General features: G+C 45.8%; 10 protein-coding genes. 8 read left to right on the top strand and 2 right to left on the bottom strand.

The genetic code is table 11. The features are described 5' to 3' along the window. Positions 1–209: 209 nt before the first annotated feature. On the bottom strand, positions 210–1,388 hold the full coding sequence (locus R8O10_RS09530) for a 2-octaprenyl-3-methyl-6-methoxy-1,4-benzoquinol hydroxylase (RefSeq protein WP_318191336.1): 1,179 nt from the start codon (positions 1,386–1,388) through the stop codon (positions 210–212). A gap of 257 nt (positions 1,389–1,645) precedes the next feature. Between R8O10_RS09530 and miaB the strand changes: the two genes are divergently transcribed. From miaB to lnt, 5 genes are all read left to right on the top strand, one after another. Beyond that, positions 1,646–3,070: a tRNA (N6-isopentenyl adenosine(37)-C2)-methylthiotransferase MiaB gene (miaB, locus tag R8O10_RS09535; RefSeq protein WP_318191337.1), complete on the top strand. Its 1,425-nt coding sequence runs from the start codon at positions 1,646–1,648 to the stop codon at positions 3,068–3,070. Between the two features lie 73 nt (positions 3,071–3,143). After that, positions 3,144–4,241: a PhoH family protein gene (locus R8O10_RS09540; RefSeq protein ID WP_005373033.1), complete on the top strand. Its 1,098-nt coding sequence runs from the start codon at positions 3,144–3,146 to the stop codon at positions 4,239–4,241. Positions 4,242–4,243: 2 nt separating this feature from the next. After that, positions 4,244–4,708, top strand: coding sequence for an rRNA maturation RNase YbeY (gene ybeY, locus R8O10_RS09545; RefSeq protein ID WP_005373030.1), 465 nt, complete (start codon positions 4,244–4,246; stop codon positions 4,706–4,708). Positions 4,709–4,813: 105 nt separating this feature from the next. Further along, the gene (corC, locus tag R8O10_RS09550) at positions 4,814–5,713 is read left to right on the top strand and encodes a CNNM family magnesium/cobalt transport protein CorC (protein ID WP_005384118.1); all 900 of its coding nucleotides are present in this window, start codon (positions 4,814–4,816) and stop codon (positions 5,711–5,713) included. A 32-nt stretch (positions 5,714–5,745) separates the two neighbouring features. Further along, positions 5,746–7,263: an apolipoprotein N-acyltransferase gene (gene lnt, locus R8O10_RS09555; RefSeq protein WP_005384119.1), complete on the top strand. Its 1,518-nt coding sequence runs from the start codon at positions 5,746–5,748 to the stop codon at positions 7,261–7,263. 84 nt (positions 7,264–7,347) lie between these two features. On the opposite strand, the gene R8O10_RS09560 is transcribed toward lnt, so the two are convergent. Next, positions 7,348–7,818, bottom strand: coding sequence for a zinc ribbon-containing protein (locus R8O10_RS09560; RefSeq protein ID WP_005373024.1), 471 nt, complete (start codon positions 7,816–7,818; stop codon positions 7,348–7,350). 153 nt (positions 7,819–7,971) lie between these two features. Between R8O10_RS09560 and leuS the strand changes: the two genes are divergently transcribed. The 3 genes from leuS (at position 7,972) to holA (ending at position 12,262) form a co-directional block, all read left to right on the top strand. Beyond that, positions 7,972–10,545 carry a leucine--tRNA ligase gene (leuS, locus tag R8O10_RS09565; protein WP_054730409.1) on the top strand — a complete coding sequence of 858 codons (2,574 nt, stop codon included), beginning with the start codon at positions 7,972–7,974 and terminating at the stop codon, positions 10,543–10,545. Positions 10,546–10,697: 152 nt separating this feature from the next. Continuing rightward, positions 10,698–11,237 carry an LPS assembly lipoprotein LptE gene (lptE, locus tag R8O10_RS09570; protein ID WP_005373019.1) on the top strand — a complete coding sequence of 180 codons (540 nt, stop codon included), beginning with the start codon at positions 10,698–10,700 and terminating at the stop codon, positions 11,235–11,237. 5 nt (positions 11,238–11,242) lie between these two features. Further along, positions 11,243–12,262, top strand: a complete 1,020-nt coding sequence (gene holA / locus R8O10_RS09575) for a DNA polymerase III subunit delta (protein WP_318191338.1) — start codon at positions 11,243–11,245, stop codon at positions 12,260–12,262. The last annotated feature ends 88 nt before the right edge of the window (positions 12,263–12,350 follow it).

A 12,350-nucleotide genomic window follows, 5' to 3' on the forward strand; every position in this document is an offset into this window, starting at 1 on the left:
GAATTGGTAGACGCACCAGATTTAGGTTCTGGCGCCGCAAGGTGTGAGAGTTCAAGTCTCTCCTTCCGCACCATTATCGGAAAACCCAGCATGACTTTGCTGGGTTTTTTCTTTTTTTTGGTTCTGGACTCGGGAAATCATTAGATTTGCCGAATTAAAAAAGCGAGCTCATGGCTCGCTTTTTTTCTATCTGTGATTTGAGTAGCTTACTACATACCTAACGCGTATTTCAGTACTTGAGCCTTAATTGGCCCTGAGTTTTCAGCAAGCTTCAATGCAGCATTACGTACGAACTTCAATGGCCCAAGATCATTGCTAAAACCTTTATAGAAAAAGTCCATGCCCGTCTGCATGAGTAAGTTGTCAGGTCGACGTGCGCGTTCGTATTTCGCGAGTAAGGTATCTTCCAGCTTTTCTTGGTGTTCTGTTACCGAAAGGAGAACGTCTACATCTTTGAAGCCTAAGTTTACCCCTTGCCCTGCAAGCGGATTGATCGTATGAGCAGAGTCACCCACTAACACGCAATTTTTGCTTGAGTAGCTTTGCGCATGACGACGAGTGAGTGGGAATGAGCCAAACTGTAAAACTTCAATATCGCCCAATTCAGCAGGGAAATGACGTAAGATTTCTTCCCTCAGTTGAGGTTTACCTATCGCACACAGTTGTTTAATGCGTTTAGGCGAGTCATACCAAACCAACGAACCTTGGCCTATTTCTTGACCGTCTTCATTAGTCAAAGAGCACAAAGGTAAAAATGAACGCGGGCCTGAAGGAGTAAATTGTTGCCAAGTGATATCTTGCTGTGGCAATTCTGTTTTCACGTTAATCAACATGCAGTGTTGTCGGTAATCCCACGCAGTCACACCAATTCCAGCCAATTGACGAACTTTAGAGTTTGCACCATCAGCACCAATTACCCAGTTAGCTTCCAACTGCGCCCCACTTTCTAGTGTCACAAGGTTTACATCTGCAAACTCAATGTCTTTTAATCGCTCGGGACACATCACGGTTAGATTGTCATACTGAGAGAAGACTTGCCAAAGACCTAATTGGATTAGGCGGTTTTCAACGATATAACCGAGCTGCTCCAATGACAGTTCATCAGAGTGAAAACGAGTACGGCACTCCGGGTGCTCCCAAGTTTCTAAACGCCGATAAGGGCAAACTCGCATACTTTTAATTTCTGACCATGCGCCGAGTGAATCAAGTAACTCCACCGACTGGTGCGAAATCGCAGATACGCGAATATCCATCGCCTGAGCGGCATCAAAAGCTTTGGGTTTTGCACCTTCAACCAAGACAACACTTCTGCCCTGCTTGGCAAATCCAACAGCGACGGCTGCCCCAACCATACCGCCACCGATCACGGCGATGTCATACTTGTTCATTTTTCACTCTTCATCGTGCTGATTAATTGGCGTTTTTTATTGTACTTTCCATGGCTATTTTTACAAAATTGTTTAACAAAAAACCTTGTTCTGCATAGGGCGAAAAACTAGATTTCATCAGGCTTTGCAGAGAATTAGCTAGATCACTAGTCAGGTGCTTTTTAAAGCAGTACAATACGCCGCTTACCGCCGTGATGGCGGCTATAATTTGAGCAATAGCTCTCCGATTTAAGTACAACTGAACGAGCGAAAGTGAGATGAGTAAGAAACTGCTAATTAAAACCTGGGGCTGCCAGATGAACGAATACGATTCATCAAAAATGGCCGACCTGCTTAATGCTGCAAACGGCTACGAGCTGACGGAAGAGCCAGAGGAAGCAGACGTACTTCTACTTAACACCTGTTCGATCCGTGAAAAAGCGCAAGAGAAAGTTTTCCACCAGTTAGGCCGCTGGAAAACACTAAAAGATAAAAAACCTGGCGTAGTTATCGGTGTAGGTGGTTGTGTAGCAACGCAAGAAGGTGACCATATTCGTGAACGTGCACCATACGTTGACGTTATTTTTGGCCCACAAACTTTGCACCGCCTACCTGAGATGATCAAACAATCTCAGTCCGATGATGCACCAGTTATGGACATTTCGTTCCCAGAGATCGAAAAGTTCGACCGCCTACCTGAACCTCGCGCTGAAGGTGCGACAGCATTCGTTTCTATTATGGAAGGCTGCTCTAAGTACTGTACTTACTGTGTCGTACCGTACACTCGTGGTGAAGAAGTAAGCCGTCCAATGGATGACGTACTGTTCGAAATCGCCCAACTTGCTGAACAAGGCGTACGTGAAGTAAACCTTCTGGGTCAAAACGTAAACGCGTACCGTGGTCCTATGCACGATGGTGAGATCTGTTCATTTGCAGAACTGCTTCGTTTGGTTGCGTCTATCGATGGTATCGACCGTATTCGTTTCACGACGAGCCACCCGTTAGAATTCACAGACGACATCATCGCAGTATACGAAGATACGCCAGAACTTGTGAGCTTCCTGCACTTACCTGTGCAAAGTGGTAGTGACCGTATCCTAACGATGATGAAACGCCCTCACACCGCTATCGAATACAAATCGATCATCCGTAAACTGCGTAAAGCTCGTCCTGATATCCAAATCAGTTCAGACTTTATTGTTGGTTTCCCTGGTGAGACAGACAAAGACTTCCAAGACACCATGAAGCTAATCAAAGATGTAGACTTTGACATGAGCTTCAGCTTTATTTTCTCTCCACGTCCAGGTACGCCAGCAGCGGATTACCCTTGTGATGTGTCAGAACAAGTGAAGAAAGAGCGCCTTTACGAACTACAGCAAACTATCAATGCTCAAGCGATGCGTTACTCTCGCTTAATGCTTGGCACAGAACAACGTGTTCTAGTTGAAGGTCCTTCGAAGAAAAACCTAATGGAACTACGCGCTCGTACAGAAAACAACCGTGTAGTAAACTTTGAAGGTAGTGCAGACCTAATTGGTCAGTTCGTTGATGTGAAGATCGTAGACGTATTTGCAAACTCACTGCGTGGTGAGCTAGTACGTACTGAAAAAGACATGGATCTTCGTAGTGTGATTTCCCCAACGCAGATGATGGCGAAAACACGTTGCGAAGATGAGCTGGGTGTAGCTACTTTTACGCCGTAAGCTCGTATAAATAGCCATAGAGAGCCTGGTCGTTATCAGGCTCTCACTAAGTGGCAAAAAATGAGAGGCAACATTGAGCAATAAAATCGTAACTCTAGAAATTAACCTAGAACCTTCAGACAACCGCCGACTAGCTAGCCTGTGCGGCCCATTCGATGACAACATCAAGCATTTAGAACGTCGTCTAGGCGTTGAAATTAACCACCGTAGTGACCACTTTACGATTGTCGGTAAACCTCATACCGCATCAGCTGCGCTGGATATCCTGAAAACTCTATATGTTGATACCGCACCTGTACGAGGTGAGATCCCAGATATTGAGCCTGAGCAAATCCATCTAGCGATCAAAGAGTCTGGTGTTCTTGAGCAGAATACTGAGTCTAACATCGAGCATGGTAAAGAAGTCTTCGTCAAAACCAAGAAAGGTGTGATCAAACCACGTACGCCAAACCAAGCGCAGTACTTGGTTAACATGGTCACGCATGATATTTCTTTTGGTATTGGCCCGGCTGGTACAGGTAAAACCTACCTTGCTGTTGCAGCAGCTGTTGACGCACTAGAGCGCCAAGAGATCCGTCGTATTCTACTTACTCGTCCAGCGGTTGAAGCTGGTGAGAAATTGGGCTTCCTGCCTGGTGATTTAAGCCAGAAAGTCGACCCATACCTACGTCCGCTATACGACGCCCTATTTGAAATGCTGGGATTTGAGCGCGTAGAGAAGCTGATTGAACGTAACGTGATTGAGGTTGCCCCTCTTGCTTACATGCGTGGTCGTACTCTAAACGACGCCTTCATCATTCTTGATGAGAGTCAGAACACCACTGTTGAGCAGATGAAGATGTTCCTAACGCGTATTGGTTTTAACTCTCGCGCGGTTATCACTGGTGATGTCACGCAGATTGACTTACCTCGTGGTGCGAAATCGGGTCTTCGTCATGCTATTGAAGTACTAAGCGAAGTTGACGACATCAGCTTTAACTTCTTCTTGGCCGACGACGTTGTACGTCACCCTGTGGTTGCTCGTATCGTTAACGCGTACGAGAAGTGGGAAGCGCAAGACCAGAAAGAGCGTAAAGAGTTCGAGAAACGCCGTCGTGAAGAACGCGATGCGAAGTTACTAGAAGCAGCAAAAGCCGAACTGAATGCACAAGTTGCTTCAACTAAGGAATAACCATGGCGATTGAACTTGATCTGCAACTGGCAGTCGAAAATGAAGAAGGTTTGCCTTCGCAGCAAGATTTCCAATTGTGGCTAGATAAGACCATTCCTCTCTTCCAACCACAAGCCGAAGTCACCATTCGTATTGTTGATGAACAAGAAAGTCATACGCTCAATCATGAGTATCGCGGCAAAGATAAACCAACTAATGTGTTGTCGTTTCCATTTGAAGCACCTCCTGGTATGGAAATAGATTTACTTGGTGATTTGATTATTTGCCGCCAAGTTGTTGAAAAAGAGGCGGTTGAACAGAGCAAGCCTCTGCTAGCACATTGGGCGCATATGGTTGTACATGGCAGCTTGCATCTGCTAGGTTATGATCATATAGAGGATGACGAAGCCGAAGAGATGGAGTCCCTCGAAACCGAAATCATGCAAGGTATGGGTTATGAAGATCCTTACATTGCTGAAAAAGAGTAGCTATTGGCCACTCGACAGGGAAAGGCGAACCACCTAAATGACTCTCGTGTTCGCCTCTCTATGTGTGCTATCACACTTCTGATAGCGTTACTTAATTGAGAAACAATGAACGAAGATAATTCTCCCTCTTCTAACGAAGATAAGAAAGAAAAGGCAGAAGGTCCGAGTAGAAAGTCCTTCTTTGAACGTCTAGGTCAACTATTTCAGGGCGAACCAAAAGATCGCCAAGAGCTTGTGGATGTTATCCGCGACTCTGAAGTTAACGACCTGATTGACCATGACACTCGCGATATGCTCGAAGGTGTTATGGAAATCTCCGAAATGCGTGTGCGTGACATTATGATCCCGCGTTCGCAAATGGTTACAGTTGAGCGTACTCACGACCTTGATACCTTGGTTGCTTTGATTACCGATGCTCAACACTCTCGCTACCCTGTGATCAGCGAAGATAAAGACCATGTGGAAGGCATACTTCTAGCGAAGGACTTACTTAAATACTTAGGCTCAGGCAGTAATCCATTTGATATCGAAGAAGTCATTCGACCAGCGGTTGTGGTACCGGAAAGTAAACGCGTTGATCGACTGCTGAAAGAATTCCGTGAAGAACGTTATCATATGGCCATTGTTGTCGATGAATTCGGTGGTGTTTCTGGTCTTGTGACCATTGAAGATATCCTTGAGGAAATCGTCGGGGATATTGAAGATGAATTCGATGAAAGTGAAGAGACGGACATTCGTAAGCTGAGCAAGCATACGTTTGCTGTCAGAGCGCTGACAACCATCGAAGAGTTTAATGAGACATTCGGAACCAACTTCAGCGATGAGGAAGTTGATACCGTTGGTGGTATGGTCATGACTGCCTTTGGTCACTTACCTTCTCGTGGTGAACTGGTTGAAATTGAAGGCTACAACTTCAAAGTCACCGCTGCCGATAACCGTCGTGTCATTCAACTCCAAGTGACGATCCCAGACGAAGAAACCCTGGTTGAAGCCACTCAAGAGTAACGCGATACCCATTGGGAATCTCAGAAATTACAATGATGAATGAACTCTTTCATCGCCTTAAGCGGCCCTTAGTGGCCGCTTTTGTTGGCGCCTCTACTACACTCGCTTTCGCTCCTTACCAGCTGTGGCCTATTGCCATTCTTAGCCCAGCAATTCTACTGATTCTTCTTGCTAACCAAACTCCGAAACGCGCACTATGGATTGGTTATGCTTGGGGGTTAGGTCAATTTGCAACTGGCGTTAGCTGGGTTTACGTCAGTATCTCCGGTTTTGGCGGTATGCCGCTCATTGCCAATTTATTTTTAATGGGCTTGCTTGTTGCCTACTTGGCTGTTTATTCAGGCTTATTTGCTTGGCTCAACAACAAGCTGTTTCCTCAATTTACGCTCACAAAAGCACTTCTCGCTGCACCTGCTTTATGGCTGATCAGTGATTGGTTACGTGGTTGGGTGATGACTGGCTTCCCTTGGTTATGGCTAGGCTATAGCCAGATAGATGCTCCACTCGCAAGCTTTGCACCAATTGGCGGCGTAGAACTGCTTACTCTATTTATCCTTATCAGCGCAGGGGCGTTAGCCTACGCATGGATTCATAAGCAGTGGCTGATGGTGATTATCCCTGCGGTACTACTCAGTACTGGCTTTGGGATTCGCAACTACGATTGGGTAACCCCCCGACCAGAAGACACGACTAAGCTCGCGCTGATTCAAGGTAACGTAGACCAGAACCTAAAGTGGCTACCAAGTCAACGCTGGCCAACCATCATGAAATACGCTGACTTAACTCGTGAAAACTGGGACGCTGACATTATCGTTTGGCCAGAAGCAGCAATTCCCGCTTTTGAAATTGAAGTGCCTTCATTTTTGAGCAATATCGACAGCGCTGCAAAAATGAATAACAGCGCAATCATCACCGGTGTCGTCAATCAAGCTGAAGATCGACAGTTCTACAACAGTATTCTGTCCCTCGGCATCACACCATACGGTGACTACAGCTTCGATTTAAGCGAACGTTACCATAAGCATCACCTACTACCGTTTGGTGAGTTTGTACCATTTGAAGATATTTTGCGCCCATTAGCGCCATTCTTTAACCTACCGATGTCATCGTTTAGCCGTGGGGCTTTTGTGCAGCCAAACATCGTTGCGAATGGCATGCACATGGCACCAGCGCTTTGCTATGAGATCATCTTTAATGAGCAAGTGCGTCAAAATGTGACTGACGAAACAGACTTCATTCTAACGCTTTCAAACGATGCATGGTTTGGTCACTCTATCGGCCCTCTTCAGCATATGGAGATCGCCCGTATGCGTGCCTTAGAGTTGGGCAAACCGCTCATCCGCTCGACTAACAATGGATTAACAGCGGTAACCGATCACAAGGGTAAAATCGTTGAGCAAGTTCCGCAGTTTGAAACTGCAGTACTGCGCGCAGAGCTCACCCCAACCGATGGGAAAACGCCATATCGAATCGTTGGTACTTGGCCATTGTATATTTGGGTAGGGTTAAGTTTAGCGCTGGCTTTCGGTTTAAGAAGAAAACAGAGCTGATAACAGCTTGAAAGTAGAAAAGACAAAAAAGAGGCGACTAAGCCTCTTTTTTATTCATTGCATTATACAGTCGTTACTCGCCATTTATGGCTTTAATGACTGACGAGTAAAGCCTTTGTGACCACACTTAATACACGGAATGATTACTGTTGGGTGGTTATACGTTGTCTTGTGACCACACTCATCACAGACTAAAGTTCCTAAGCCTATCACCTCTCCTGCTTCATATAGCCCTTGATGCTCTAAGTCATCGAACAACTCAACCCACTCAACTTTAGTTCGGTCTGTAATCTCTAACAGCCCTTGCCATATCGAATCCGCAATCGTTAAGTAAAACGGACCGCTTTTGCTATCCTCGTAACTCTCTGAAAACTCTTTTAAGTCTGCTTTAAGGTACGCTTTGATTAAAGCCAATTCATCTTTGGTCAAGTCATTAGCAGCATCCACCACTTTGCCCGACGTCTCAATCGCTTTGTTAACTTCTTCCGGACTGTGCTTCAAGGTTTCAATCACATCCTCGAGCATTTCCTCATAACCTGTTTTACGTTTAGGCATAACTGACCTCCATCTTTCTCCTACCTGCGTCACTTAAGGGCGCATGGGTACAGATTGGCTATTGTTGTGATCCCTAGCTTTAGGTATTCTATGACGATCTATTTAAGTCTGTTCTAACCGAACTCACAAATTCCAAGATAACGGATACCATCGATGCAAGAACAATACAACCCACAAGATATTGAACAAAAAGTTCAAAAGCACTGGGATGACAACAAAACCTTTGTTGTAAGTGAAGACCCAAATAAAGAAAAATTCTACTGTCTGTCCATGTTCCCATACCCAAGTGGTCGACTGCACATGGGTCACGTGCGCAACTACACTATCGGTGATGTAGTATCTCGTTTCCAACGCCTACAAGGCAAAAACGTGATGCAACCAATCGGTTGGGACGCATTCGGTCTACCTGCAGAAAACGCAGCAGTAAAAAACAAAACTGCGCCAGCACCTTGGACTTACGAAAACATCGAATACATGAAGAACCAACTTAAGCTTCTAGGCTTTGGTTACGATTGGAACCGTGAATTCGCAACATGTACACCGGAGTACTACCGCTGGGAACAAGAGTTCTTCACTAAACTTTACGAGAAAGGTTTAGTTTACAAAAAGACTTCTTCTGTTAACTGGTGTCCTAACGACCAAACTGTTCTTGCAAACGAGCAGGTTGAAGACGGTTGTTGCTGGCGTTGTGATACGCCTGTAGAGCAAAAAGAAATCCCTCAATGGTTCATCAAAATCACTGAGTACGCTCAAGAGCTACTAGACGACTTAGACAAGCTTGAAGGTTGGCCTGAAATGGTGAAGACCATGCAGCGCAACTGGATTGGTCGTTCTGAAGGTGTTGAACTGAAGTTTGAAGTTAAGGGTCAACAAGACCTAGAAGTTTACACAACACGTCCAGATACGCTAATGGGTGTGACTTACGTGGGTATCGCAGCCGGCCACCCTCTTGCAGCTCTTGCAGCAGAGAACAATCCAGAGCTTGCAGCGTTTATCGACGAATGTAAGAACAACAAGGTTGCAGAAGCTGAGCTAGCGACAATGGAGAAGAAAGGTATGGCAACTGGCCTTACTGCTATTCATCCATTGAACGGCTGCGAAGTACCAGTATACGTAGCAAACTTCGTACTGATGGACTACGGTACAGGCGCGGTAATGGCTGTACCTGCACACGACCAACGTGACTACGAGTTCGCAACGAAGTACGGTCTAGACATCGTGCCAGTTATCAAGCCTGCTGATGGCAGCGAGCTAGACATCTCTGAAGCGGCATATACAGAGAAAGGTGTACTGTTCGATTCAGGTGAATTCGATGGCCTAGAATTCCAAGCGGCGTTCGATGCAATTGCAGCGAAGCTAGAAGCAGAGGGCAAAGGCACTAAGACTGTAAACTTCCGTCTACGCGACTGGGGTGTATCTCGTCAACGTTACTGGGGCGCACCAATCCCAATGGTAACGACTGAAGACGGTGAAGTTCACCCAGTACCTGCTGACCAACTACCAGTGATTCTTCCAGAGGACGTGGTAATGGACGGCGTAACGAGCCCAATCAAAGCAGACAAAGAGTGGGCGAAGACAACCTTTAACGGCGAACCTGCTCTACGTGAGACAGATACGTTCGATACGTTCATGGAATCTTCTTGGTACTACGCGCGTTACTGTTCACCACAAGCGGACGACATCCTAGACCCAGAAAAAGCAAACTACTGGCTGCCAGTAGATCAGTACATCGGTGGTATCGAGCACGCTTGTATGCACCTACTGTACTCACGCTTCTTCCACAAACTACTGCGCGATGCGGGTTACGTAACGTCTGACGAACCGTTCAAGCAACTACTGTGTCAAGGCATGGTACTGGCTGATGCGTTCTACTTCGAGAACGAGAAAGGCGGCAAAGAGTGGGTAGCTCCAACAGATGTAGCCGTTGAACGTGATGGTAAAGGCCGCATTACTTCTGCTAAAGACACTGAAGGTCGTGATGTAACGCACTCAGGCATGATCAAGATGTCTAAGTCTAAGAACAACGGTATCGACCCTCAAGAAATGGTAGACAAGTACGGCGCTGACACAGTACGTCTATTCATGATGTTCGCGTCTCCAGCGGACATGACACTTGAATGGCAAGAGTCTGGCGTAGAAGGTGCGAACCGCTTCCTAAAACGTGTTTGGAAACTAGTGAAAGAGCACACAGCGAAAGGCGCAGCAGAAGCAGTAGATACCGCAGCGCTTTCTGGTGATCAAAAAGCACTTCGCCGCGACGTTCACAAAACTATCGCGAAAGTGACGGACGATATCGCTCGTCGTCAAACATTCAACACCGCGATCGCAGCGATCATGGAGCTGATGAACAAACTAGCGAAAGCGCCTCAAGAATCTGCGCAAGATCGTGCAATCCTTGACGAAGCACTGAAAGCTATTGTTGTCATGCTTTACCCTATCACTCCGCATATCTCATACGAGCTATGGGCAGCACTAGGTGAAACAGACATTGATAACGCGGCATGGCCGACGTTTGACGAAAAAGCGCTAGTTGAAGACGAAAAAACTATCGTTGTTCAAGTTAACGGTAAGCTACGTGCGAAGCTAACAGTCCCAGCGGATATCTCTAAAGACGATATCGAACAGCTTGGTCTAAACGACGAAAACGTGGTTAAGTTCACCGATGGCCTGACTATTCGTAAAGTCATTTACGTTCCAGGTAAACTGCTGAACATCGTTGCAAACTAATCACAGCTTGCAATTTGTCTCTGTTTAGCGAACTTATTTGTTAACCAAGAGTCATTAAACAGGGTAGTTCGCTACCCTGTTTATTTACCTCAAACCATTCACATGAGTGGTTTAAGGTAAATAACCCCTTCAATTTAGGATGAATACAATCAATGCGCTTTTTCTCTTTGATTAAACTACCAGTGGTATTGGTATTAGCGGGGCTTCTTTCTGCCTGTGGTTTTCACCTTCGCGGCGAGTATTCCGTACCGGAAGAGCTGCACACTATGTCTTTCTCCAGCTACGATGAATACAGTGAATTAACTCGCTATGTTCGCTCTCAACTCGAACTGAACAAAGTTGAACTTGTTCAACCATCATCGACGGTACCCAACCTTCATTTGACGGAAGCGACTATCGATGAGCGTACACTGTCTCTGTATCAAAATAGCCGTGCAGCAGAAAAAGAGCTGACATACGTAGTAAAATACCGTGTGACGATTCCTGGCTATGGTTCTAAAAACTTTACGACAACAGTAAACCGCAACTACCTAGACAACCCGTTGACGGCACTTGCAAAATCTGTTGAACGTGACGTAATTGAAGACGAGATGCGCTTGCAAGCTGCAAAACAGATGATGCGCCAGTTGGGCCGTATTCGTGCCGAATATGAAGCAGGACAAATCTCTGAGCCAGCGAACACAAACTCTTAATCACTATGAGAATTTATGCCGATAAATTAACGGATCATTTAACTAAACACGTTAAACAAGTTTACTTAATCTTTGGTAATGAGCCGTTACTGATTCAAGAGAGCCGCCAAGCAATCCAAAAGGCAGCGTTTCGACAAGGTTTTGAGGAAAAACACCGTTTTGCGGTAGACGCAAGCATCGACTGGAATCAAGTTTACGATTGCTTCCAAGCGATGAGCCTGTTCTCAAACCGTCAATTGATCGAGCTTGAAATTCCAGAGAGTGGCGTGACAACCGCCGTCAGCAAAGAGCTGCAAACACTGTGTGATATGCTTCATGATGACATCATGCTCGTCATTGTTGGTAGCAAACTGACCAAAGCCCAAGAAAATGCGAAATGGTTCAAAGCATTAAGCTCAAAAGGCGACTGGGTAAGCTGTTTGTCGCCAGACCTTCAACGCCTACCGATGTTCATTCAGACACGTTGCCGCACGTTGGGACTAAAACCCGATCAGCAATCACTGCAAATGTTGGCTCAATGGCATGAAGGTAACCTATTTGCATTGACACAAAGCTTAGAGAAATTGGCCCTGCTCTACCCGGATGGTGAGCTTACCATCATACGTTTAGAGGAAGCCCTAAGTCGCCATAACCACTTCACTACCTTTAACTGGATCGACGCCTTACTGGCAGGTAAAGCAAACCGTGCACAACGTATTCTTCGCCAACTTGAGGCGGAAGGGGTTGAGACCGTGATCTTGATTCGAAGTGTACAAAAAGAGTTGAGCCAACTTTTAAATATGCATCAAGACTTAAGTCAAATGGGAATGAACCAGGTATTTGAGAAATATCGAGTTTGGCAAAACAAGCGTCCACTCTATAACGCAGCACTGACCCGCTTATCAGCGAGTCGTATTTGTGCATTGCTCTCCTTGTTGGCTCAAGCCGAGATAAAAGCCAAAACTCAGTATGACGAGTCTGTATGGCCAACTATTCATCAGTTGAGCTTAGAAACCTGCTCTCCTGATATTAAGCTGGCAATTTAAAAATCAAAGCGTGATATAGTGCGCGACCTGTTTTGCAAGCAAGAATGTAAAACACTGTAGAGATAAGAGACAAACCGAGGAAAACCGA

The sequence above is a fragment of the Vibrio sp. 1727 genome (assembly GCF_033344415.1).
Classification (GTDB): domain Bacteria; phylum Pseudomonadota; class Gammaproteobacteria; order Enterobacterales; family Vibrionaceae; genus Vibrio; species Vibrio alginolyticus.

Coding starts and splice junctions, on each gene's coding strand:
- holA (WP_318191338.1), top strand. CDS start 11,243: ATGAGAATTTATGCCGATAAATTAACGGATCATTTAACTAAACACGTT.
- R8O10_RS09530 (WP_318191336.1), bottom strand. CDS start 1,388: ATGAACAAGTATGACATCGCCGTGATCGGTGGCGGTATGGTTGGGGCA.
- corC (WP_005384118.1), top strand. CDS start 4,814: ATGAACGAAGATAATTCTCCCTCTTCTAACGAAGATAAGAAAGAAAAG.
- miaB (WP_318191337.1), top strand. CDS start 1,646: ATGAGTAAGAAACTGCTAATTAAAACCTGGGGCTGCCAGATGAACGAA.
- R8O10_RS09560 (WP_005373024.1), bottom strand. CDS start 7,818: ATGCCTAAACGTAAAACAGGTTATGAGGAAATGCTCGAGGATGTGATT.
- leuS (WP_054730409.1), top strand. CDS start 7,972: ATGCAAGAACAATACAACCCACAAGATATTGAACAAAAAGTTCAAAAG.
- lnt (WP_005384119.1), top strand. CDS start 5,746: ATGATGAATGAACTCTTTCATCGCCTTAAGCGGCCCTTAGTGGCCGCT.
- ybeY (WP_005373030.1), top strand. CDS start 4,244: ATGGCGATTGAACTTGATCTGCAACTGGCAGTCGAAAATGAAGAAGGT.
- lptE (WP_005373019.1), top strand. CDS start 10,698: ATGCGCTTTTTCTCTTTGATTAAACTACCAGTGGTATTGGTATTAGCG.